Below are 24,022 nucleotides of genomic sequence, written 5' to 3'. Positions count from 1 at the left end.
GAACATGAACAAGTTCTTGAATTATCTTCGGAATAATGAGATTGACGGCACCATCATTGATCAGATCATAACCGAGCATAAGCCGATTAAAGAAAAAGCCATAGCTCAGTATGAACGTTATAAAACAAGCGTTGCTGGTGTTCCGATCTTACAGCGTGAGGCAGCTCAGTTCGAGAATTTTGAAACAGGAGCGGTACGGCGTATTGACCACCTGGTAAACAATCGCCTCAATAATGCTTTTGATGCCGAGATAGTGGATACAAAGGTTGGGTATATGTTTGGTCATCCAATCTCTTACGAGACAGAGAAAGATGGGGAAAACAAAAACACAGCCTTGGCAGAGCAAATCAATCGGTTTAATACCGTGAATAACATTGCTGATGCCGATAGCGAATGGGGTAAGAAAGCGGCCATCAGTGGTTATGGTGCTAGGCTTGCGTATATTGCTCCTGACGGCTCGGAAAGAGTTGCGAATGTTAACCCTTGGGAAGCTGTTTTCATCACTGAGAATGACATCACAGAGCCTTCTTTTGCGCTGAGATATTATACAGTCTTTGACTGGGTTAACAATGACAGCGTTCAGCGTGAAAAAGTAACATTTTATGATGATAAGAAAGCTTATTTCTTTGAAAAAAGAGAAGGCAACTGGAAATTGATTGATAAGAAGCCCCACATGTTTGATTATTGCCCTTTGTTCGGATTGCCTAATAATGATGAACAGATGGGCGATGCGGAAAAGGTGATCCAACTTATAGATGCATACGATCGCACTCTTTCAGATGCATCAAACGAAATTGAACAGCTACGGCTGGCGTATTTGATTTTAAAGGGCGCTGGTATGGATGATGAAGATATCCAGCAACTGAAAAAGAACGGTGTTTTTGAATTGCTCGGGAAAGATGATGACGTGAAATTCCTGACAAAAGACATTAACGACACCATGATCGAAAACCACCTGAACAGGCTTGAAGAAAACATTCTCCGTTTTGCAAAGTCGGTCAATTTCTCTGATGAATCATTCGGCGGGAATGTGACAGGCGTTGCAATGAAATACAAGCTTATGGCCCTTGAGAATAAGTGCATCACAATGGAGAGGAAAATGACTGCTGCCCTTCGGTATCAGTACAAATTGCTTTGCTCTGCATGGGCGAAAAAAAGCAACGTGAAACCTGATGATTATTTGAAGGTCTGGTTCTCATTTAAACGGAATCTGCCGTCAAATATCCTTGAAGAAGCCGAGATTGCTGCAGAACTAAAAGGTCAGGTAAGCGAAGAAACACGGCTATCCATGCTTTCTTTCGTTGATGACGTTCAATATGAGATTGAGAGAATGAAAGCTGAACAAGATGCCTATGATCTTGATGATGAAAAGGACAATGATGACAGTTGAGGTGTAAAAATTGACGTTCTTTGAAGTTGAATACACAAGTGATGATTATTATGACTGTTATCCCCATAAGGTAGGAATCTATCCAACATTTGAAAAAGCTATGGAGAAAGCAACTGAGTTGTCAAATACAGAATACCCACCTGCTGAAATAGATATATGGCAATGGGAATTAGCGAAAAATGAATACAATACAACGAGAAACTGGCATAAGAATCGACATGATGATGACTTCAAAGAGGTTGCAAAGTGATCATCTGTATTTGTCCTGAGCATGACTTTAAAAAGGCTTATTTTTCATGCACTCATAACAGGCGCGCACTGTAGAGGGCGAAGGAGGAAGAAACGTAATGCCAACTTTAGAAGAAGTGAAAAAATTTCTCGAAGAAAATAAAGACAATGAACAAGTAAAAGCATTTGTGGGAGAACTTTCGGCCGTATCAGCAGATAAGGTGGAAGGGTTCCTTGAAACTGAAGAGGGAAAACGATTCATTCAGCCACGACTGGATTCCTACTTCACAAAAGGTCTTGCAACATGGAAGGCAAACAATTTGGATAGCATCGTTGAAGAGAAAATCCGTGAACGGAATCCGGATAAATCTCCGGCTGAATTAGAAATTGAGAAGCTCAAAAAACAAATAGAAGATGCAGAAAAAGCAAGAAATCGTGAAGCATTGGTTAATAAAGCCTTAAATGTAGCGGATGAAAAGAAGCTGCCTAAAGGAGTTATTGACTATTTTATTGGCGAAGACGAGGAAACAACACTTGCCAATCTCAGTAAGTTTGAAGAGACATTCAATGCAGCAGTTCAGAATGCCGTAGATATCAAGTTTAAAGAGAGCGGCACTAACTTCGAAAAAGGTGATCCAACACCAGCTGGCGGGGCGGTTGATATTGGGGCACTCGCTAACCAAGCAAATATCAGAAAATAAGGAGGGCTATTATGCCAACATTTAATCCCAAAACAGTATTACTACAAGATGCAGTAACTGGGAAAATCCCAGAAGAACAAGCAGAAATTGTGTTGAAAGAATTTATGCAGACATCTGCAATCACACAGCTTGCTAAATATGAACCGATGACAAAACCGGTAAAGACATTCACGTACTTAGCAGAAGGACCTGGCGCTTACTGGGTTGGTGAAGGTGAACGCATTCAAACAAGCAGCGCCAAATGGCTCACAGCAAAAATGACATCGAAGAAACTTGCGGTTATCATTCCAGTTTCAAAAGAATTCTTACGCTACACAGTTGCTGACTTCTTTACTCAAATGCAATCAGCTATTAGAGAAGCTTTTGCAATCAAGTTTGACCAAGCCGCACTGTTTGGGGTGGGATCGCCTTTTGAGACAGGTGTATCAATCATGGAAAGAGTCAACAAGTCTGGCCAAAAGATCACATCTGGTACTGGCGCGGGTTCAGGGGCAACTGTTTATGACGATCTCGCTGCAGTAATGGCGCTTGTAGAAGATGCAGACAAAGATCCTGATGCATTTACAACTATTAGACGTTTCCGTCAAAAGTTACGCGCTGCAAAAGATAATAACGGGCTGCCACTATTTAACCAAGTGACAGCAGATGCAACACCTCAAGCTCTTGGGTTGCCTATTGGGTTTGTTGACAGCAAATCATGGGATAAAACAAAAGCTGACCTTATTACAGGGGCTTGGGACTATGCGCGTTATGGTATTCTTCAGGACATTGAATATACCATTTCTCAGGATGCAACGTTGACAACAACTGTAGATGAAGCCGGCGAACCTCTAAACTTATTCGAGCGTGACATGTTCGCACTTCGAGCAACTATGGAAGTCGGATTCACTACTCTTGCAGAGGATGCCTTTGCAGCTTTAGTCCCTGCTGTTGATGGAGGTGCCACTGCCTAATGGTTAGGATCAAAAAAGGAAGAGACTCTTTGGAAGTGACTGAACGTGCTTTCGAGGTAGTTTATAAGGGGCTTGGCTATAAGCTGGACAAGGGCACAAGTAAAAAAGAAGCCGAGGACACACAAGAGTCTAACGCCAAAGAAACAGCCGAAGAGTAGGAGGGTAAGCGGTGGATAAAGAACAAACTGAAAAAGAGCTTTTGAAGCCGTTGAACCGTAAAACTAAGGAATTCTTACGGAAACTCAAGCGGCTTTTTCAGCGTGCTTCAAAAGATGTGCTGTCAAAGCTGACTGCGTTATTCGTCAAGCTTGATCAGATCGAAGAACCGACACTTGCTGACGCTAATCGACACGGTGATCTAAACCGTATCAAACGGGAAATCACATCGTTGATTAGTGATCTTTCAGCGAAAGTTAAAGCTATGATAATAGAATTTCTTGAAGAAACCTACGAATCATCTTACAGCTGGCTGATCCTTGGCGTTCTGGCTGCGTTAGGGATAAAACTTGTGCAGCCAAAAGCAACACTAAATCAGCCGAATTTGCCTGCTGAATGGGCTCCTAAAGACGTTCGGCAGGCCATTAAAAGTAAACAAATGGACAAAGCCATTGAAACTGATCGCAAAAAGACAATACAGCAGATTAACAAGACAATCGAACGCGGTTTTATTGAGCGGAAACGCTTTGCTCAGATAGCGAAGGAGCTGCAGACAGATGTCGGGCTGAGTTACAGCCGATCGAAGCGCATAGCCAATACAGAAATGCATCGCACAAGGGAAAAAGCAACGCTTGACGCTGCTAAAAAAGCTCAGTCACGGGGCATCAACATGAAAAAGACCTGGCACAACGTTGGGGATGAAAGAGTACGTGAGACAAAACATGCGGATCATGTCCATTTAGAAGGGCAGGAACGCATGGTCAATCAGTTGTTTGATCTTGGCATTAATAAAAATGGTGTTCATGTAACAGCAGAAGCGCCGGGGCAAAGCGGTGATCCATCAAATGATATTAATTGCCGATGCTTTGCGACATATGAACCGGTTCTTTGAAAGGAATGAGAGAAATGGACTTGGCAGAATTAAAAGTCAGGTTAGGGATTCCAGCTGATGACACATCCCAGGATGCAAAGCTACAAATAGACCTTGCAGACGCGATTTCTTTCGTTAAGGAGGAGTGCAATAACTCTTTTGTCGGTCCAGATGGGGTTGAATCACTACCAGGCCCAGTGAAGAAAGGAATTGCTCTCATGATTGAAATTGATCGGGACAGCCCGAAAGGTGTTCAGTCTGAATCAATTGGCGGAATGAGCAAGACATACACGGCGGATGACGTAAGGTATAAACCAGCACTTGATTTTTTTCGGCCATACAAAAAAATTCGTTTTAAACCACTGAGGTGATCAAATGGCACGTAGAAACATTCGGGTACGAGATAGAAACCGTATTCCAGAAGTCATAAGAAACCTCGGTTCTGTCGGTAAGGTGAAAGTTGGAATCCTGGACAGTGAGCGGCAAATGATCGCGGCTGTTCATGAATTCGGCTGCCGTATTGCTGTAACTGATCGAATGAGGAACTACCTTGCTGCAAAAGGGCTGTACCTCAAGAAAGAAACTCAATATATCAACATTCCAGAGCGTTCATTTATCCGTGCTGGATGGGACGAGAACGAGGAAGAGATCGTTCAAAAGGTAGAAGATCTGGTCAATAGAGCGTTAGAAAATGGCGACTCAATGAATGACATTATGGAAACAGTCGGCCTGCTTGCGAAAGGGCGGCTTCAAGTGTATGCCCGAGACTTGCGGAACCCGGCAAACCATCCATTTACAACCGAAGAGAAAGGCTCTTCAAATCCATTGGTCGATACCGGGGAAATGATTGGCTCTATGGATTATGAGGTTGAAAGCTGATGGGTAATCATTTCATTTTTTCTGATCTGATTAAGCGGTACAGCGTTGATTTTACATTGCTTATTCCATCTGAAGAGGGTTCATACGATGATCTTGGCGAATGGGTGCCACCGAAGCCGACAAAATCAGACGAAAGAGGGGCAATAGTTCCTTTACAGTCTCAATTGATCTATCAATCTGGCGGCCGGCTTACATCTATGGACAGGCAGCTATTTATCAAGAATGAAATTCCTCTGAAAGCTCAGGTGCTTTTTGGTGGTGCCACCTTTGATATTGAAGCAATGACGCCTTATGGGACATATGCCGATTTCAACAGCTATATCTTAAAGGCGGTGATCAATTCAGATGGACTACAACAACATAATACAAACAGTTCTGGGACTGATTAGAGAGAAAACAGGCCATGTCGTTATCGTTGCAAATGGTACAGGGAAACAACCTGTCTATCCTTTTTGTACGTATACCGTGACATCCCCGTATTTGCCCCAACATAGAGGCATTGAAGAACAGGGAGTGTTAACGGAAGACATCGAGCTTGTTTTCTCTTTTACATGGGTTTCAAACAGCCATATTGAGGCCATTTCTCTTGCTCAACAAACAGCAGCGTACTTCAAAACAGCTGAAGCACGTCAAAAGCTTCATGATAATGGGCTGGCATGGGTCAGGAACGACGGTTTCGGTAATCGAGATACATTTATCACGATTGACACAGAACGCCGTCATGGCTTTGATACGCGCTTTAGAACGCGTGTCACTCATGGAGAAGCAAATGCAGAGGTTTTCGACTCTGTACGAATTGAAAATACAGGAGGGTAATTCATATGCCACTTAGTGACGTTACAGTCAAAATTGACTTAGTGAAACCGTCCAGCCTTAAAGGATTGGGAACACCTCTGATTCTTGCGAAGGTAGACGGCCACAACACATATAAAGAATATGGCTCATTAGAAGCTATTAAGGCAGACTATCCGGAAACAACAGCAGCATATAAAAAGGCTGCGGCTATCTTTGCCCAGGGCGACAATGCACCGTCAAAGGTTGCCATCGGTACGTATGGAGGCAGCACAGAAACGCCAGAAGAAGGAGCGACTACACAAGCAACATTCTCCATTCGGAATGCGTTTGACGAGTATTTCGACAAGGACTGGCACTTCTTGATCCTTGCTGATGCTACAGCGGACGAAAGAATGGAAGCGGCAAAAGCGATGGAAGAGAAATCATATAAATTTGTAGTTTTACAGGTAACTGACCGGGAAGAAGTTGCTTCTTACAAAGGCAAGGATCGCACAATCGTTTTCTATCACCCGTTAAATGACGAGCATCCGGACGCTGGCCTTGTTGGTTCGGTTGCTTCACATACAGTGGGATCAGTAACTTGGAAATTTAAAAATATCGTTGGCATCACGCCTCAAGATATTAAGGCAGACGAGTTGAAAAAGCTGCATACAGAAGGGGCTATTGCTTATGTAACCAAAGCGGGCCACAACGAGACATCCGAGGGCATTACTGCATCCGGGGAATATATCGACGTGCTGCACGGCAAAGATTGGGTGAAATTGAATATTGAAACCTCAATACAATCAGCATTCTCAAACAACGGCAAAATCCCGTTCTCGAATGCTGGTTTTTCATTGCTGAGTGTACAGGTTACAAACGTTCTGCAAACAGCCTTTGCAAATGGCATTGTTGCAGAAGATGCAGACGGGCAGCCAGTGTATTCAATCAGCACAAAAACCCGTGATCAAATCACAGATGAAAACAGAAAAAATCGTATATACGACGGCCTGTCATTTACTTTTGAGCTGGCTGGCGCGGTTCATTCTGCTGAAATCACTGGTGAAATCTCAATTTAAGGAGGATCTAAACAATGGCAGCATACGTTTATGATGCAAATGAAGTCAACACGAACATTGACGGGAAAATCGTAACCGGTTATTCCGAGGGCACAATGGTTTCGTGTTCCAAAGATGAAGAAAAGTTCTCGACGAAAGTCAGCGCCAAGGGTGATGTCAGTGTTGCGACGAAAAACAACCCACTCGGAACCATCACACTGACTCTTTCCATGGGGTCACCATTCGTGCCATACCTGAACAAACTGGCAAATACAGCTCAAACATTCCCTATCTGGGTTACGGGCGGACAGGAAAAAATCGGTGGCACAGAAGCGATGGTCAAAAAGCCTGCTGATGCTGAATTCAGTGACGAGATTGGAGATCGTGAGTTCGAGATTCAAGTCTTTGACTATACAGTATTGGAACAGTAATTAAGCTATGGCAAAAAAGAAGAAATCAAACGCAAAGAAGCAGTCCAATAGGGCTGCTTTTCAATATATGCAAACCAAACAAGCGGAGGGAAAACCTATGTCAAAATTCGGTAAACAAAAGAAAGTAACTATCCAAGGAACTGAGTACACTCTTCAACACCCGGGAACACGTCGTTCAATTGAATTTAACGATGAAGCTATCAATATCAATACAGGGATGTTTTCGTCTGCCAAACTGTATGAACTGTACATGAAAGAAGTAGTTGTTGAACCGAAAGTAAGCTATGACTATTTTGATAAAAAACCTGGTTTCCTTGAGCTGATGAAAGAGGTTCAAACCTTTCTTAGCGCCGAAACCGAAGCCGAAACAGTTCTACAAAAAGAAGGCGAGTGACAACTGGCCTATGTATCGGCTCGTGATGTCTGAGAAGTTTTCCTTCTCAGAGGTCGCGGCGATGGATCTCGACACGCTGCTGGAAGCAAACGCGGCCCTCGACATCCATATTGAGCAAGAAAACAAGAGGAACAAGAAGAAATGAGGGGGTATGAACGTTGTCAGACGCATTGAGAAGTACGCATATTGACGTTGAATTGAACGTTGATACCTCCACTCTAGAAAGAGCAAATCAGCAAATAGATAGACTAGTTGATCATGTCGGCGATGCTGGCGGCAGTTTTTCACAGATGCGTACACGGATGGCTCAGGTTCAAAGACAACAGCGGAATTTTAGAGACATCCATATGAGTATGATTTTAGACAACTCATCGTTGCAAACTGCCAGCCAAACAATTGAACGGCTAGGGCCTCAAATCGACTTAGTTACATCCCGTTTGAGCCAGCTGAATACTCAGGTACAAGAGACAAGCCGACTTATTCAAAGCCTTCCGTCTGATGTCAATATCAATGTTGATCAGACTTCTATAACAAATGCCAATGAATCAATTGATCGACTCAGGCAGAATTTGAATAACGTCGATATGAGCCGTATCGGTACGCCTGCAGCAAACGTTACACAGCAGAACACGCAAAGCATTCAGAATAACGTGGCTGCGGTGGCTGTCCCGGCCCCAGATTATAGGGGAATCCGGCAGTATAGTCGTGAAATGGACTTCTTGCGCGGCTCAACTCGTGGACTGGAAGCCGATACGATGCAAATGCTCAATGAGATGCGTCGAGCTTGGAATGAAGAAAGATACGGTATGAACGGTTTCCGGAATGAAATGATCCGGGCTCAATATGGTTTCTTTCAGTTAGGGAACCAGATGGACAGCTGGTCTGGAACCAATCAGCAATTTATGGATGAAGTGTACAGGCTAGGACGTGCTCACAAGCAAGTAACAGACAACATGATGAAAAACAACAAAATGATGCGCATGAGCATGCTGCAGACTGTAGGGACATTAATGGCTCGGTCCACACAATCTGAGAAGATCGCGGCGAACTATGACCGAATGGGAAACCCGTTATATCAAGTTAATAAAGCGGGGCTTTCCGTATCGAATACGCTTGAGAACATGGCGAAGCAGGGTACTGCTGCGCATTTGGCTCTGAAAATGCTCGGGCCTACTGCCAACATGAAAGAGTTAAACGATATGACAATGATGATCACTCAGGGTTATATGCGTTTTCAAATGGTTGCGATGGGCGCAGCTATTACAAACTTTTTCATGTTCCAAGGGCTTCATAAAGCAGCAACACAAACAGTTCCCGGCTATTCAAAGGCATGGGAAGAGATGTGCAGCACACTACTGAAAGCCATTCAGCCAGCAATTGAAGTGTTTGCGGCGTTTGCGATGGCGATATACAAGGGCATTACAGCCGTTGCGAAGCTGGTCATTCAGTTTAATGAGGCGCACCCTGTACTCTCGAAAATGATTCAAGGATTTATGCTTCTCATCCCTGTTTTAACCCTACTTTTATCGCCACTAGCGATAGGGGTAGGGTTAGTTAATGGGTTCCTTGGAGCTCTCAGCAGTTTGTGGATGTTCATTGGTCCAGTTGTAACCGGGCTGGCTGCTATGTCAGGCACGGTGTATGTCGTTGCGGGGGCCATCGTTCTCCTTGTAACCGGCATTTATTTGCTGTACAAGAATTTCGATAAGCTTCAGGAGAGATTCAAGCCAGCCACAGACGCGATGAAACGCTTTGCTAACATGGGGAAATCGGCGGTTGTCGGTGCGTTCCATACGATGATCAAAGAAGCGGAGGGTCTGAAGCCTGCATTCATGAAAGGATTCAAGGACGCACAAAACGTGGCGATTACAGCCATTCATAAAATGCAAGCTGAATCCTTGAAATTATGGGATCGTCTCGGTGAATCGCATCCACAGTTAGTGGCTGGAATTGAGTCGGCCTATAAAACGGCTGTGAAAACCGTGTCAGGCTTCATTCATAATGCCGGAAAGACAGTCTCTGATTTCTTCGGAAAAGGGCTGTCAGACGGTCTAAACGGCATCGTAAAAGGATTCATGGAGCAGTTGAAAGTCGGTCTTTCCAGTTTTAAAGGAATGGTTTCTCTGGTTGCTCCGTTTGTCGCGGCGATCGGACTTGCATTCCTTGGAGTGTCAGGGCCAATCGGTGTGGCTGTCGGTGCTATTTTGAGTGTTGCTGGTGCCTTATATCGCATGCAACAAACAAACCAAAATGTAAGCCAGGCCTTAAAGACAGCATGGACATCGGTACAATCTGTTCTAACGATTGTATTTCAGGCATTGCAGCCAATCATCAACACGATTCAACAGTCTTTCGGGCAATTGGTCGCGCAATTGACGCCACAGTTTCAGCAGCTGGCCGGACAACTTCAGCAGGCTTTCGTTCAAATAGGCGGCACGCTTGTTTTGTTTGCTGCAGCTATCTCGCAAACGTTCCAGACAATCGGTCCGCAAATCATGCCACTGATTCAGCAATTGCTTTCAGCTTGGATGCAGTTGTCGGGTACTTTATGGACAAGTGTCTTGCAAATAGCAAGCAGCATCCTGCCGTTACTTGTTCAAGGCTTCCAGACAATTTTCCCAGTCATTCTGAGCGTAATTAATGCAGTGCTGCCAATCATTATTCAATTGATAGGCAGTTTCTCAGGAATCCTTGTTTCAATTGTGCAAAATGCCTTACCGATTTTGGTCCAGATGATTCAGCTTGCGTTCCCGTTGATCCTGAGCATTGTGCAACAAGCTCTTCCGATTGTTTTGCAATTGATTCAGCTATTAGGTTCATCCATCGGACAAATAGCGGTTCAAGTGCTCCCGTTAATTTTATCAGCGGTGCAGCAAGTGTTCCCGATTATTAAACAGGTCATCATGGCTGTTCTTCCAATCGTGGCTCAATTGCTTACTGTAGCGGCAACAATCATTTTACAGTTGGCGCAAGCAGCACTTCCTATTTTGATTCAAGTTGTGCAGCAGGTATTCCCGCAGATCATGCAAATCATACAAGCGGTACTTCCGATTGTTGTTTCTCTTTTGCAATTTCTGGCGAATATCATTACAACTGTGGTCATTCCGGCGATCCGTTTCATCCTAAATATCGTGACTGCTGTGTTCCCGGTTGTGCTCTCAATAATTCAAGTTGCACTTAAAAATATCATTGCGATTATTCAGGGTGCAATCGGCATTATTATGGGAATAGTGAAGGTTTTCAAAGGCTTATTCACTGGGAATTTCCGTATGATGTGGGACGGAGTGAAGCAAATTTTTTCTAGTGCTGTCGGCATGGTGAAAAAGCTTGTAAGCAATATGGGTTCAGCAATCACTGATAGATGGCTTTATATAAAAAATAAAGTCGCGTTATTGGCGCTTGATTTACGTCAGAAAGTTATGGATCGTTTCAATGATTTAGTCGAAGGGGCCAAGAAATTACCGGGCAGAATCGGTGATGGAATTAAGAACATGGCTCATAAGGCTGTGTCTGGTGTGACTAGCTTAGCGAACAAACTTGCCGGAGCACTCGGAAAAGGCGTAAATGGTGTAATCGGCGGAGTAAACTGGGTCCTTGATAAGATCGGTTTGAAAGATAAGCATATCCCAAAATGGGAAGTACCTAAATATGCACATGGAACCGGAGGACACCCCGGAGGCCCAGCGATACTGGGAGACGGTAAAGGGGCAAACGCTGGCCCTGAAATGTATCGGACTCCATCAGGTCATGTGGGACTCAGCCCTGCAACTGATACGCTGATGAATCTTCCGAAAGGCACTGAGGTATTATCTGCAAAACAAACAAGGGCTGCTTTAGCGGGAGTTCCGGCTTACGCAAAAGGCACAGAAGGAAATATATTCACAAAAGCATGGAATGGTGTAAAATCCGTTGCCGGCAAAGTGAAAGATGTTGCTCTTGATGTTTTTGATTACATCGGACACCCATCTAAGCTTTTAACAAAAGTCTTAGAAAAAATGGGTGTCTCTGCACCTTCTATGGCTGGCTCGTTCGGTGATATCGCAAAAGGGGCTTTTAACTTTGTCAAAGATAAGGCCGTTGGTTTTGTTAAAGGCAAAATGTCCAGTTACGCTGAAAGCTTTTCAGGTGGCGGCTCAAAAGCCGTCAAAAAGTGGGTAGCTCAAGCGCTATCAATCAAGGGCCTTGGCTCTGAATATGCTGGCGCACTTGAAACCATTGCCATGAAAGAATCAGGCGGGAATCCTAATGTCGTGAACAATTGGGATTCGAATGCGAAAGCTGGCCATCCATCACAAGGGCTTATGCAGTTTATACCAAGTACATTCAACGCTCACAAGGAACCGGGTCACGGAAATATCAAAAATCCAGTTGACCAGATCCTTGCTGCTATCAACTATTTGAACAGCAGATACGGCGGTATTTTAAAACACCCTGGGCTCGTTTCTATGGCTCATGGTGGGCCGTATAGAGGTTATGCGACAGGTGGAGTCATTAACAGCCCACAAGTTGCTGCGCTTGGTGAAAACGGCTTTAGGGAGTATGTCATCACAACTGAGCCACGATACAGAAACCAATCACTCGGAATGTATGCTGCACTCGGTCGGGAGCTTGGCGCGGATACTGGTTACACACCAGAAAAGGCTGCTACAAGCTCAAACAGTTCATCTGTCAATATCACGTTTAACCCGTCGATCAACGTAAAAGTTGAGGGCGGCAGTGAAGGGGCAGAAACAAAGGTGAAAAAGGCTGTAACTGAAACATTTGACGAAGTTTTCGACATGCTGAAGTCGCTTTATCCACCAGAGGGGGCTTATTAATTGGCGAAGCTCGGAAAGATTAATCTTGTAAACGAAAAGGAATCTGACGGCGCGGATGTGGAGGTTACTTCATATCCCGTTGAAAAAGGGGTCCCGATCACGGACCATGTACAAAGAAAGCCAGAGACGACAACAGTCTCTGGCTATTTATTAGGCAAAACAGCAAATAGTGATTATGAATATCTGAAAAAGCAGGCTTATGCTGGAACTCTTTTGACTTATACCGGGCGTAAGGTTGCTAAAAATGTGATCATCACAAAGATAGATCGCGACACAGGCGATTACACAAACGGTTTTGCTATTTCAATTGAGTTGCAAGAAATCCGTATTGCAAAAAGCCCGTGGGTCAAAAAGAAAGTGAAAACAGCCGGGAAAAAGAAGAAAGCCAGCAAGAAGAAAACAAAAAAATCCAGCAAGCTATACCACAAGGTCAAGAAGGGTGACACTTACTGGGGATGCGCTCGTAAATACGGCACCACTGTAAATGCTTTGCGTCGGTTGAATCCCTGGCCGGATCGAAGAATTCCGATAGGGGTCAAAATGAGGATCAGATGAAGGAGGGAAAGGCGTGGCATCGAGAGATTACATTCCTTTTGACAAAGAGGACATACCACAGCAGTTTGAATTTGATTTAGCAGATGACACGTTCATTTTGCGTATCAATTACAACCAGACAGACGATAGTTTCTCACTTGATTTATACGATCAGGACATGGAACCAATCGTGCTGGGTGAAAAATTGATTTTGAACGTCCCTTTGTGGGAAGACATTGTAAACGAGAAGCTGCCGGCACCCTCCTTAATCCCTATGGATGAATCGAATACAGAAACACGGGTTACATACGAGAATTTTATGCAAACCGTGTTTCTTTATATTGATGATGTCTCGGACGATGCGGAGGGAGAAGACGATGGCGACGAATAAAATGCTGTTTGGGCGCGTCGTTAAGGTCACGATAGATAACGGCAGTTCACAAACCACTTTCGATTATAAGGACTTAGAGATTCATTTTGAGGTCCCGTTTGATGATGACTTCAAACCGAATGAAACAAAGGTTGAAATATACAACCTAAGCAAAGATTCAATCAGCAAAATTAAAAAAGGCAGCACTATCACTGTTCAAGCTGGTTATAAAGACGATTACGGTGTTTTAACTATCGGTAAAGTTACCAAGGTGCTGAATAATTGGGACGGTTTGAATAAGGTAACGGCCATCTATTCAAAAGATGGCGATGATTACACCCATATGAAAGTGACCACTGAAAACGCTGATCCTGCTGAAAAATATTACGTGAAAAAGCGGTACAAGCTCGCAAAGCCTGTGGTGACTTATAAAAAAGACAAGAACGGCCGGACATATAAAACGGTCCGAAATTATGGCACTCGAACAGAGGTCAGATACCGTAAGAGATACATGAAAATCACGTTCAAGGCTGGCACAACCTCAAGGCAAATTGTCGATAAGCTTCTGCGTGTGCTCGGTATTAAAGTGAAAAATATCATTCTGCCAAAAAATAAAGTTTATAAAAAAGGCTATCGTGTCACTGGATTGATTGAAAACAATCTTGAAGAGGTCATTCATGATGCTGGGGCAGTCATGTATTATCGGCGCGGCCGTCCTGTTATTCGGCCACTCAGTCAAGGGGATGACGAACGTTTCAAGCTCGAAGAGGCAACAGGACTTGTGGAAACGCCTGAACAATTTGAGGAAGATGATCTCAAAGGGTATAAGGTGAAGTGCCTATTGCAGCATCGTATCGCAGTTGCTTCAATCATAGAAATAAACAGCAAGACAGCGAAAGGAAAATATCGTGTGAAAGATGGCTCTCATTCCTTTGACGGTAAAGACTTTTTCACAGAATGTAGGGTGATTTAATGAGTAAAGCGACAAAGTTCTTTGACGGATTCGAACAGCGGATAAAACAATCAATCCATACAACGGCGCCAGCACGGGTTGTAAATTACAATGCTGAGAAACACACTGCCGATCTGAAATTGCTGTTTCAAACCAATGATGGTGAGTATCTACATGAATACCCTTTAATCGAGCATGCGCCTGTTTTGAAACACGTCGAAGCTGATATTAAAGTAGGGTCCTGCGTGTTTGTTTCGTTTGCTGAACGTTCGCTGGATAACCTGGACGGCAATAAAACCTTTGATCCGGATTCGAGGCGCACACACAGTATAAATGATCCAGTTGTCATAGGAGTGTGGGAAGGATGAAAACTCTCAAGCTTAAAGACGGGGATCTTTGTTTTGAAAATGGTGAGTTACAAATGGTTGAGGGTGATGCTGAGCTGGCTCAATCAGTAGAAATGATCCTTAGAACAAGTTTAGGAGAGTTTGAGCTTGATGAACATGTCGGCCTTGATCGCAGCAACATTTTAAGAAAGCAGTTTGATCAAGAAGAAGCGCAATATGACATTATAAATGCCATTTCTCAAGAAGAGCGTATTGCCAGTGTGGAATCGGTGAACTTTTTAATGGATAAAGAGTCTCGCAGTCTTGCAGTGCATGTGAAAATGACAAAAGAGGATGAAGAAACAATTGAGATAGGGGGTGTTGATCTTGCTTGATGAAACGGGCTTTCAACGGCAAACCTATTCCGAGCTTGTTGATAGTATGGAGGACCGGGCTCGGGAACAATTCGGGGAGGATGTAAACACATCCAGTAAAACGCCATTAGGAATTATTATTCGTATCTTTGCTTGGTTTCTGGCCGGCTTGTGGGATATTGCAGAAAGGGTTTATAACAGCGGCTTTGTCAGTAAGTCTGAGGGCGTGCAGCTCGATCGTCTTGGCAGCAACTCAGGTATCACGCGGGAGCCAGCTGCGGAGTCAGTTGTGACTCTGTCCTTTACTGGAGAACCCGGCATCGTAATTGAAGAACAAACTCAGTTTACTACGGAATCAGGCATCTATTTTGAATTGATTGAAGATGTTGTAATTGAGGCTAATGGGACAGGCTCAGGGACGGCTGTCTCGCTTTCTAAGGGCGTTATAAACAATGTTGCGGCAAATACCATTACCGTGCAGGCAGAGCCCTCAGAGGGCGTGTATTCAGTTACAAATCCGGAACCATCGGCAGGCGGTGCCGACGAGGAGACAGATTCGGAATTCCGGGCACGAATAAAGAAATCAGTTGAGGGCAGTTCAGCATCTACAAACGGAGGTATTATTTCAGCCCTGCTAAACGTGTCAGGCGTCAGATCGGCGAATATTGTTGCCAACAATACCATGCAGACCGATGCGGACGGCAACCCACCAAAAAGCATTCATGCTTATGTTCTGGGCGGTACAAAAGATGATGTTGCGCAAGCACTGTTTGACAGTGTTGCTGCAGGAATTGAAACGGTCGGGGAGCAAGTTGTCACCATAAATGACGCCAGCGGACTTGACCATGCCGTCAAATTTGATTTTGCAAGAGAAGTCAAAATATATCTGCAGCTGGATTTAAAAACAAATGCTTCTTTCCCTATTGATGGAGTAAGTCAGATCAAAAACAACCTCGTTTATAAGATCGGGGGAATTGATGCAAACGGCTCTTACTATACCGGCTCACAAATGGGCGATGATGTTATATTGTCGCAGTTGTTCAACGCGGTATATCAAGTAGATGGTGTCTCTGATGTAACAATCAGGATGGGGAAAGATGCGACAAACCTTTCACAGTCAAACATTGAAATTGAACCTAAAGAGGTTGCCCAGGTACATTTTGATGAAATCGTGGTGAATCTCATATGATTAAAGACTTAATAGGAAAGCTGACCGATGCCTTTTTGAAAGATGAAAAGAGCAATATCGGAAAGCTTTTTTTAATTGTCGATGAACAGCTGACAGCACTTAAAAGCGCGCTAACCACAGCTGAGAACTGGCGGGATATTGATGCGGCAAAAGGAAAGGCTCTGGATCTACTTGGTGACAACGTGTCACAGGATCGGGGCCGTGCGACTGATGAAATTTATCGTGTGCTTATTCGCGGCAAGGTTGCCAGAAATGTTTCAGATGGCACCACAAACCGGATCATTGAAGCTTTAGCCAAAACACTGAACTGCAAGCCAAGTGAAATCCACATTGTCAGCAGCAAGGAAAATAATGAAGATGAACCGGCTGCCATTATCGTAAAAAAGGCACCCATTGAGGCTTTGAGCAAAGTTGGAATGAGTGCAACACAGTTTTCGAATATCGTTCAAAAAACAGTTGCTGCAGGCGTGCGGGTGGCTTATGTAGATTTAAACGGCACCTTTCGTTTTTCGTCCTCTGCTAACTCTATAGAAACGAGTCAATATGGATTTTCAACAGACGGGACAGATGGGGGAACACTCGGCGGAATTTTTCAGCCTGAAGATGATTACCCTTTACCGATTTAAGGAGTGATTTTTATGCCTTTTACAAAAGAATTGCCTGAATGGGGGAACGCCGGGCAGAGGCCCCCGCAGTCCTCCATTGATGAAGGATACAAACCAATGGATCATCCCCCTGCGGATTGGTTCAACTGGTATCAGTATACGGCCTATCATGCACTAAAGGAATTGCAAGAGATCGGAGCAACACAAGATGACGTTTCCACTGCTTTAAAAACAGCAAAAGCTTATACAGATGAATTTGCTGCACGTAGGGATAACCCCAACCAAGTCACAAAGGCCCAAGTAGGTTTAGGAAACGTAGACAACGTGCAACAAGCAACAAAAACAGAATTCAACGCACACAATACAGATTCCACACGCCATATCACGGCCACAGAGCGTTCAAATTGGAATGCGAAGGAAACGACTACAGGGGCGCAAAACAAAGCTGATACAGCCGAAAAAAATGCAAAAACGTATACTGATCAACACATTAATGATAAAAGCAACCCTCATGGGGTGACAAAAGATCAAGTCGGGCTCGGTAATGTTACCAATGACAAACAGGCAACCAAAACGGAGTTTGACGCACATAACTATAACCAGATTCGTCATATTTCTGATGCAGAGCGAACCAAGTGGAATGCGGCTCAGTTATCAAAATTAACACAAGACAATGGTTTGATGAAAAACTTGTCAGGCGTGGATTTCAATACTGTTATTGAAACAGGGTTTTATTATATGACTTCAGCTTCAACGGCACTGAATGCCCCTGTGAATAGCAATGGTTATTTATTGGTTTACAACTACGGCACTTATCCATATCAGGAATTCACAGCATATACCAGTGCAACAACCTCTATACCTGATAATCGGCGGAAATTCATAAGAAATAAGGTGAGTGGATCAGAAAACTGGACACCTTGGATGGAGATTGAATATTCCGAAGGAGCCCAAGCAAAGGTCAATACTCATGAAAATAAAACAGACATTCATGTAACGAAAGAAGATAAGAACAAGTGGAATAGTGGACAACTCTATCAATTGACAACCCAAACCGGTCAGCGAATAAAAATAACTAAAGGACAGAACCTTTTTGATTATCCGACTGGTTTTTATTTTGGGGCAGGTGTTGTGAATCATCCAGGGGATGATGATGCTGCTTGGTACTATTATGATATTACAGATGTTCCTGCCGATCTTGCCCCACCTCAAGGGTTAAAGAAAATTGTCGCAACAAGATCCTATGATAACCGTACATGGATTGGAACAAAGCATAAAGAGGGAGAATTCACTGGGTGGCGAGAGGTTGTTACAGACTTAGATTTTATAGAGACGCCGTGGGTAAATGTTCCATACAAAAACGGAGCAACTTCAGGTGATAGACCTTTACAATACCGTAAAGTCGGAAACACGTTGCATCTTAATGGTCATGTTCTTACTGATAGGGAGGTTGTTTTTGCGAGCATCCCGTCTTCAAGCGCCCCGAGCAAAGGAATTGTCAAAATGGTTGCAACCAGCGGCACGACCGGTTATAGCAAGATTATTATATATGCATCTGGTGATATGAAACTAACAGGTATAATGGCAACTACTGAGTCAAAGGTAAATGGATATTATATAGATTTAGTTGTACCTCTAACATAAAGAAAGGAGGGATAAGCATGAAATTAATATACCCATATGGTGAGGATAAAATCTATTTAGGAAGGCCGGTTGAGTTACAACTTGATAGGGAGACAGGAAGGTATAATATCCCGGCGAATGCTACTGATATTCCTCCCGAAATAAATGGTGAGGGTATGTGGCGGCCTTTATTTGATGAGGAAAAACAAACATGGGTTGAAACTGCTGATGAAGAATACAAAGAGCAGCTAAAACAAGGCAGTATTCCTGAAACCAATCCTATAGAAGAACAGCTTGCAACACTTGGACAGCAGTTGGCAGACGAAAAACTGGCAAGAAAACAGGCTGAGCTGGCTCAAAATGCTTTAGGCGTACAATTGACTGCGGAAGTGCTAGCAAGAAAAGAAGCAGAAACTTTGAATCAATCTTTAGGTGAGCAAGTTGCATCTTTAAAATTAGATGTTCTCTATTTAAAGGGAGGAATGACAAGTGAATCTTAATTTCTGGGTATTTGCGTTGTTCTACAAATGGGCCACAACAGCCATGGTAAAGCAGGCTATGGCATTTAACGATTGTTCCGTTGAGGACATGAAAGAAGGTGTTCAGGCACAATACATTACACATGACCAATACCAGGAAGTAACTGGTCAACCATACGAGGAAACGACAGAAGCCAGTCAATAAGGCTTTTTTATTTTGCCTCTAAGGAGGTGATAACAAGAAATGGAGGAAACGACTGTGTTTATTAATTTTGAAACATTGGATTTAGCGAGGATCTATCTGTTTGGAGGTGTGAAATATCTCGATTTATTACTGGTCCTCAGCATTATAGACGTTATAACAGGCGTAATCAAGGCGTGGAAATTTAAGAAGCTGCGGAGCCGAAGCGCTTGGTTTGGTTACGTCAGGAAAATGCTCAGCTTTTTGGTGGTTATTGTGGCAAACATTATTGATACAATTCTCAATCTGAACGGTGTTCTCACATTTGGGACCGTTCTTTTTTATATCGCCAATGAAGGGCTTTCCATTACAGAGAACCTGGCACAGATCGGCGTTAAGATTCCGGCTGCAATTACGGACCGACTTCATGTAATTGAAGAAGAAAACGAACAAACAACAAAAAAAGATGAAAAAGCGGCTGGGTAATCCAGCGGCTCTTTTTATTTCAAAAACAGAATAGGAGAGATCATTTATGACAATCGCAGTGAAAAAGAACCTTGTATCAGAAGCAAAATACGCTTTAAAATGCCCTAATCCAATGATCGCGGAGTACATCACCATCCACAACACGTACAATGATGCATCAGCTGCGAACGAAGTCAGCTACATGATTGGAAACACCAGTTCAACGAGTTTTCACTTTGCAGTTGATGATAAAGAGGTTATTCAAGGATTGCCGTTAAATCGCAATGCATGGCACACAGGCGACGGCACAAACGGTCCCGGGAACCGTAAGTCTATCGGCGTTGAAATCTGCTACAGCAAGTCGGGAGGCGCTAAATACTACGCTGCTGAAAAGTTGGCTATCAAGTTTGTGGCGCAGCTACTTAAAGAACGCGGCTGGAGTATTGATCGTGTGCGGAAACATCAAGACTGGAGCGGAAAGTATTGCCCGCATCGCATCTTATCGGAAGGGCGCTGGAATGAAGTTAAAGCGGCGATTGATGCTGAATTAAAGGCACTTGGTGGCAAATCATCCAGCAAGAAAACAACTTCATCCAAAACAGTAAAAAAATCAAGCTCTAGCTCAAGCAAAAAGAAATCATCTTTTAATCTGCCTTCCGGCATTTTCAAAGTGAAAAGCCCGTTGATTCACAGCAGTGCAGTTGAACAGATTCAAACAGCGCTGGCGGCATTGCATTTCTATCCGGATAAGAAAGCCAAAAACTTCGGTATTGATAGTTATTATGGTCCTAAAACTGCAGACGCAGTAAGACGATTCCAATTGATGAATGGACTAACTCCTGATGGCATTTACGGGCCAAAAACAAAGGTGAAAATGGAAGCTTTGTTGAAATAAGAAAAAGGAAAAGCTCCTTTTGCGAGGAGCTTTTTCACATTTCACTTTTGTATGAATAAAATGGTTTATGATATGATAATTTAAAACTGAGGTGAAAAAAATGTTTAAATTTGGTCGTAACGTTATAAAACAAGCAATTGATCAGATGAATCATTTAAATGACCAGTTCGATAAAACTCAAAAAAATAACAGGATACGCATGGAAGCTCGAAGTAATAATTTAGACAACAAATTTGAAGAGTTCGATAAAATAAGAAAACAAAGAAGAGAGTTATTTAAAAATCATTCAAAATAAATCGCAATTGGGCTAACGATATTATCGCCTACGCTAATAAGTTGCATTGAGCCTAATGCAACATCAAGAAATAAATTTGGCATTTTATAAAATTCGTCAGGTTTTAATTCATCAAAGTTAAAACCATTGAATACCTTTTGTTTTTTCGAAGTAAAACGACCAAGTAATTTAACTTTCCTATTGTTTTCTGATCTTAGTGCAAGAGAAGTTGTAGATTCCCGCAAACTTGAATTTTTAATTATCCCTGCATTCTTCCCTATTTTAATAAAAGAATGATCCTCAAAAATATCAGACAAAAAATCACTGAAAGCGTGAAGTTGTTTTAATGTCAAGAGAGTCGGCTTAACAGATTCATGGACCTTTACAACTATTGTAGCTAATTCCATTAATTCACGATCTTTAGCTGTCGGTTTACTTTTATTTGTTATTTTTTTTGCTTCTTGATATGTCATTGTAGAATCAGCGATTTCTGCTAATAATAGATTTTCCATTTTTTCAGGATTGCTAAACCTCTTAATTAGGGAAAAATCATTGAATCTTAATTCAGATTCAATGATAAAAAAGTCACCCTCTTTTAAATCAGAATCTGTCTTTTTCAACAACCCTGCTTCATCTAGTTTATCCATTAATAATGATAAAGAATAATCGTGAAAAGACTTATTCAAAATGTCTTTTTCTCCTTCTAAAAAAGAACGCGATTCATGAAACCCTTCTTGTGCATCAGCACCTAATTTTCCATTCAAATTAAGTGATACTAGACCTAATCTAGCGCCAACTTCAGCTTTTTTTCCATTTGAAAAATTAGAACCATCACTTTCGGTTTTTTGAGTATCACTATGATGAGAAATGTCTGTTGTAAGCCCTTGATCAATTTGTGCTAAATTTGAGTTCATTAGTTCAGTGTCTAAATAAAGTATTTCTTTCATTATAATCCCCCTTTTAACAAGGATAATTATACCATGGCATTTTTATGAAGGGATGAAAAATATTCAGTTTTTACTAGATTTTGCACATAAAAAAGCCTATCTCGTTGAGATGGCTTTAATCTTGTATAAACAGGTTTCTATTCTTTTATATTTACAGAAACAATAGAAATATATGCGATAAAATTTGTATCACCTTTTAAATCCTTCACATGTAGCCTCTGTTTCACTTCATCTATGTAATGAACATGTCCTATTACTTCTTCGATAAAACCGTCTCTGTATACACGGATGACCAGAACCGAGTTAAATTCCATCGCCTCGCAAATAACACGAGCCATTTCTTCCAGTTGGTATTCATCTAGGATGGGTTTTTCAATTTTTTGGGCGTGTTTCTTCCTATTTAATAGCCCGGACCTTTGCTCAGGCAAAATAAATTTTTGTTCCCATCTTTTGTCGTAAATACCCTCGTTCATTCTGATCAACTCCTTGAACAAATTATACAGGAACAAATGTTCGAAAATCAACCGGAAAAGTATAGGAGGTTCGTAATCATTATGCTATAATCACACTAAAATGTACCAAATGCAAAATAATGGGGTGGTTTAGTGTTCTTCAAAGAGACAGAAACACAGGAGATCATCAAATATGAAGATTACCCTTATGCAGTTTACGCACGGGTTTCCTCAGAAAAAGATGAACAGGTGACATCAATAGCCAACCAAATTGATATTTGTCATCATTGGATTGAGAAAAATAATTACGAATGGAAAGATGAAGCAATCCAATTAGATGATGGGATAAGCGGGACAGTGCTGCTTGATCGAAAAGCAATGCAACTCATTTTAGATAAGGCGCAAAAAAGAAAGCTGAAGATGGTTGTTTTTAAATCAATCAGCCGGCTTGCACGTGATCTTAAAGATGCCCTTGAAATTCGAGAGGTTTTATTGGCTCACGGTGTAAGAGTTGTGACGCTTGAAGAGGGCTACGATAGCCTATATGAAGGCAAAAACTCAATGAAATTTGAAATGTTTTCAATGTTTGCAGCCCAATACCCTCAAACAATTTCAGTGGCAGCCAGTGGGGCACTAGCAGCAAAAGCCCGCCGTGGTGAACATTCCGGCCGTGTACCTTTTGGATTTAAGAAAGAAGGTAAATTCCTAGCTATCAATGAAGAAGAAGCAAAAGTCGTACGTTTTATTTTTGATCTTCATAATAATCATGGATATGGACATAAAAGGATCGTTCTCAAGCTTAACGAAGAATTGGCACTTGGAAACATTGTAAAGCCTCAAAAGACTGAGTTTTGGCAGCTGTCTACAGTACAAACGATTTTAAAGAATCCTATTTATTGTGGCGTGTTTATTGCCAATAGACATACTCAAGTCAAAATAGGGGGACGGAAAAAATTTATCCGCAACCCAAAAGAAAAATGGACTGTTTACAAAGACTGGTGTCCTAAGATCATATCAGAAGAAGAGTATGAGAAAGCTAATAACAAAGAACACAAGATGCGTAAAAAGCGTTTTAACCCTCGGAATGAGCTAAGAGGAATGATGAAATGTGGTGTGTGCGGTTGCAATATGGTTGTGCTGCCGTCGTACAAATACAATCAGAAACGTGAGAAGAAAGAGTTTAATTATTTAAAGTGTAGCGCCTATAGACGAGGTGGAACTGCTCTTTGTGTAAACCATGCTCCGATGCAATATAAGGACTTGCGGGCTTTTGTTATTAAAACACTGAAACAAAAGGGCAAGAAGTTAAAACTGGATGTAAAGTCTGATTTTGAAGAGCAGAAGAAAAACCGGATCAAGCGAACGAAAATAGAAATTGAAAACGCAGAAAACAAGAAAAAACGTCTAATCGAATTGTACTTGGAAGATCAGTTGATCACTAAGACGGAATTCCAGGCGAAGCGAAAAGAGCTTGAAGAACAAATTGAAAAACTGAACGATAAGCTGTTCATGCTTGAGCGTGAGGAAGAAGAAACAATCGACATATCAAATATAAAGAATGCATTCGCGCAGCTGGAAAGAACTGATCAGGATTTATTCGAAGCATTTTCAGCGCTTATTGATAAACTTGTAATATACGAGGATGGAACAGTCGATTTCCATTATAAATTCAAGTGATTATTATTGTTGTAGTTTGCGATAGAT

Annotated in this window: 30 protein-coding genes; 28 read left to right on the top strand and 2 right to left on the bottom strand. The window is 42.4% G+C overall.

Annotated elements, in window-relative coordinates:
• Positions 1-4 precede the first annotated feature (4 nt).
• The 27 genes from MKX71_RS14305 (at position 5) to MKX71_RS14175 (ending at position 20,940) form a co-directional block, all read left to right on the top strand.
• The gene (locus tag MKX71_RS14305) at positions 5-1,390 is read left to right on the top strand and encodes a phage portal protein (RefSeq protein ID WP_213397246.1); all 1,386 of its coding nucleotides are present in this window, start codon (positions 5-7) and stop codon (positions 1,388-1,390) included.
• A gap of 10 nt (positions 1,391-1,400) precedes the next feature.
• Positions 1,401-1,640 carry a hypothetical protein gene (locus MKX71_RS14300; RefSeq protein WP_159377043.1) on the top strand — a complete coding sequence of 80 codons (240 nt, stop codon included), beginning with the start codon at positions 1,401-1,403 and terminating at the stop codon, positions 1,638-1,640.
• Between the two features lie 97 nt (positions 1,641-1,737).
• Positions 1,738-2,319 (top strand): DUF4355 domain-containing protein, encoded by a 582-nt coding sequence (locus MKX71_RS14295; protein ID WP_043856989.1) that lies wholly within the window; start codon positions 1,738-1,740, stop codon positions 2,317-2,319.
• Between the two features lie 11 nt (positions 2,320-2,330).
• Entirely contained in the window at positions 2,331-3,272 is a 942-nt protein-coding gene (locus tag MKX71_RS14290; protein ID WP_017696635.1) for a phage major capsid protein, read from the top strand.
• Between the two features lie 29 nt (positions 3,273-3,301).
• A complete protein-coding gene (locus tag MKX71_RS14285) occupies positions 3,302-3,430 on the top strand; it encodes a hypothetical protein (protein WP_306373091.1) in 129 nt (42 codons plus the stop codon).
• An 11-nt stretch (positions 3,431-3,441) separates the two neighbouring features.
• Entirely contained in the window at positions 3,442-4,320 is an 879-nt protein-coding gene (locus tag MKX71_RS14280; protein WP_137200888.1) for a phage minor head protein, read from the top strand.
• A gap of 14 nt (positions 4,321-4,334) precedes the next feature.
• On the top strand, positions 4,335-4,670 hold the full coding sequence (locus MKX71_RS14275) for a phage head-tail connector protein (RefSeq protein ID WP_043856986.1): 336 nt from the start codon (positions 4,335-4,337) through the stop codon (positions 4,668-4,670).
• 4 nt (positions 4,671-4,674) lie between these two features.
• Positions 4,675-5,178, top strand: a complete 504-nt coding sequence (locus MKX71_RS14270) for a hypothetical protein (protein ID WP_085186912.1) — start codon at positions 4,675-4,677, stop codon at positions 5,176-5,178.
• Positions 5,178-5,567 carry a hypothetical protein gene (locus MKX71_RS14265; RefSeq protein WP_032722285.1) on the top strand — a complete coding sequence of 130 codons (390 nt, stop codon included), beginning with the start codon at positions 5,178-5,180 and terminating at the stop codon, positions 5,565-5,567. Before MKX71_RS14270 ends, MKX71_RS14265 begins: the two co-directional genes overlap by 1 nt.
• Positions 5,524-5,994 (top strand): hypothetical protein, encoded by a 471-nt coding sequence (locus tag MKX71_RS14260; protein ID WP_032722284.1) that lies wholly within the window; start codon positions 5,524-5,526, stop codon positions 5,992-5,994. Before MKX71_RS14265 ends, MKX71_RS14260 begins: the two co-directional genes overlap by 44 nt.
• Positions 5,995-5,999: 5 nt before the next feature.
• Positions 6,000-7,031 (top strand): DUF3383 family protein, encoded by a 1,032-nt coding sequence (locus tag MKX71_RS14255; RefSeq protein ID WP_137200884.1) that lies wholly within the window; start codon positions 6,000-6,002, stop codon positions 7,029-7,031.
• 14 nt (positions 7,032-7,045) lie between these two features.
• The gene (locus MKX71_RS14250; protein ID WP_015715395.1) at positions 7,046-7,441 is read left to right on the top strand and encodes a hypothetical protein; all 396 of its coding nucleotides are present in this window, start codon (positions 7,046-7,048) and stop codon (positions 7,439-7,441) included.
• 97 nt (positions 7,442-7,538) lie between these two features.
• Complete coding sequence (locus MKX71_RS14245; RefSeq protein WP_017696627.1) at positions 7,539-7,835, top strand: hypothetical protein; 297 nt, start codon at positions 7,539-7,541, stop codon at positions 7,833-7,835.
• Positions 7,836-7,993: 158 nt separating this feature from the next.
• Entirely contained in the window at positions 7,994-12,652 is a 4,659-nt protein-coding gene (locus MKX71_RS14240; RefSeq protein ID WP_339231245.1) for a transglycosylase SLT domain-containing protein, read from the top strand.
• Positions 12,653-13,207 carry a LysM domain-containing protein gene (locus MKX71_RS14235; protein ID WP_015715399.1) on the top strand — a complete coding sequence of 185 codons (555 nt, stop codon included), beginning with the start codon at positions 12,653-12,655 and terminating at the stop codon, positions 13,205-13,207.
• A 13-nt stretch (positions 13,208-13,220) separates the two neighbouring features.
• Positions 13,221-13,577, top strand: coding sequence for a hypothetical protein (locus MKX71_RS14230; protein ID WP_032722280.1), 357 nt, complete (start codon positions 13,221-13,223; stop codon positions 13,575-13,577).
• Positions 13,564-14,529, top strand: coding sequence for a hypothetical protein (locus MKX71_RS14225; RefSeq protein ID WP_015715401.1), 966 nt, complete (start codon positions 13,564-13,566; stop codon positions 14,527-14,529). The genes MKX71_RS14230 and MKX71_RS14225 overlap by 14 nt, the downstream gene beginning before the upstream one ends.
• On the top strand, positions 14,529-14,876 hold the full coding sequence (locus MKX71_RS14220; RefSeq protein ID WP_041339442.1) for a Gp138 family membrane-puncturing spike protein: 348 nt from the start codon (positions 14,529-14,531) through the stop codon (positions 14,874-14,876). Before MKX71_RS14225 ends, MKX71_RS14220 begins: the two co-directional genes overlap by 1 nt.
• On the top strand, positions 14,873-15,229 hold the full coding sequence (locus MKX71_RS14215) for a hypothetical protein (protein ID WP_015715403.1): 357 nt from the start codon (positions 14,873-14,875) through the stop codon (positions 15,227-15,229). Before MKX71_RS14220 ends, MKX71_RS14215 begins: the two co-directional genes overlap by 4 nt.
• The gene (locus tag MKX71_RS14210) at positions 15,213-16,397 is read left to right on the top strand and encodes a baseplate J/gp47 family protein (RefSeq protein ID WP_339231244.1); all 1,185 of its coding nucleotides are present in this window, start codon (positions 15,213-15,215) and stop codon (positions 16,395-16,397) included. The genes MKX71_RS14215 and MKX71_RS14210 overlap by 17 nt, the downstream gene beginning before the upstream one ends.
• Positions 16,394-17,023: a hypothetical protein gene (locus MKX71_RS14205; RefSeq protein ID WP_015715405.1), complete on the top strand. Its 630-nt coding sequence runs from the start codon at positions 16,394-16,396 to the stop codon at positions 17,021-17,023. The genes MKX71_RS14210 and MKX71_RS14205 overlap by 4 nt, the downstream gene beginning before the upstream one ends.
• Before the next feature lie 12 nt (positions 17,024-17,035).
• Positions 17,036-18,646: a pyocin knob domain-containing protein gene (locus MKX71_RS14200; protein WP_252498712.1), complete on the top strand. Its 1,611-nt coding sequence runs from the start codon at positions 17,036-17,038 to the stop codon at positions 18,644-18,646.
• A gap of 17 nt (positions 18,647-18,663) precedes the next feature.
• On the top strand, positions 18,664-19,125 hold the full coding sequence (locus MKX71_RS14195) for a hypothetical protein (protein WP_134975239.1): 462 nt from the start codon (positions 18,664-18,666) through the stop codon (positions 19,123-19,125).
• Entirely contained in the window at positions 19,115-19,309 is a 195-nt protein-coding gene (locus MKX71_RS14190) for an XkdX family protein (RefSeq protein ID WP_268285474.1), read from the top strand. Before MKX71_RS14195 ends, MKX71_RS14190 begins: the two co-directional genes overlap by 11 nt.
• A 39-nt stretch (positions 19,310-19,348) precedes the next feature.
• Positions 19,349-19,771, top strand: coding sequence for a holin family protein (locus tag MKX71_RS14185; protein ID WP_339231242.1), 423 nt, complete (start codon positions 19,349-19,351; stop codon positions 19,769-19,771).
• Between the two features lie 46 nt (positions 19,772-19,817).
• Positions 19,818-20,645, top strand: a complete 828-nt coding sequence (locus tag MKX71_RS14180) for an N-acetylmuramoyl-L-alanine amidase (protein WP_339231240.1) — start codon at positions 19,818-19,820, stop codon at positions 20,643-20,645.
• Positions 20,646-20,745: 100 nt separating this feature from the next.
• A complete protein-coding gene (locus MKX71_RS14175) occupies positions 20,746-20,940 on the top strand; it encodes a hypothetical protein (RefSeq protein WP_339231239.1) in 195 nt (64 codons plus the stop codon).
• Here MKX71_RS14175 and MKX71_RS14170 read toward each other — a convergent pair.
• Together MKX71_RS14170 and MKX71_RS14165 are read right to left on the bottom strand one after the other, a co-directional pair.
• Positions 20,928-21,866: a hypothetical protein gene (locus tag MKX71_RS14170; RefSeq protein WP_213400013.1), complete on the bottom strand. Its 939-nt coding sequence runs from the start codon at positions 21,864-21,866 to the stop codon at positions 20,928-20,930. The genes MKX71_RS14175 and MKX71_RS14170 overlap by 13 nt on opposite strands.
• A gap of 137 nt (positions 21,867-22,003) precedes the next feature.
• Positions 22,004-22,339 (bottom strand): YolD-like family protein, encoded by a 336-nt coding sequence (locus MKX71_RS14165; protein ID WP_339231236.1) that lies wholly within the window; start codon positions 22,337-22,339, stop codon positions 22,004-22,006.
• Between the two features lie 132 nt (positions 22,340-22,471).
• On the opposite strand from MKX71_RS14165, the gene MKX71_RS14160 reads away from it, so the two are divergent.
• Positions 22,472-23,995, top strand: coding sequence for a recombinase family protein (locus MKX71_RS14160; protein WP_041339462.1), 1,524 nt, complete (start codon positions 22,472-22,474; stop codon positions 23,993-23,995).
• The last annotated feature ends 27 nt before the right edge of the window (positions 23,996-24,022 follow it).

Origin of the sequence: Bacillus sp. FSL M8-0071 (assembly GCF_037975455.1) — a bacterium.
GTDB classification, from domain to species: domain Bacteria; phylum Bacillota; class Bacilli; order Bacillales; family Bacillaceae; genus Bacillus; species Bacillus subtilis.
The sequence above is the reverse complement of the archived record's forward strand: the minus strand, read 5'-3'. Positions and strand labels throughout refer to the sequence as shown.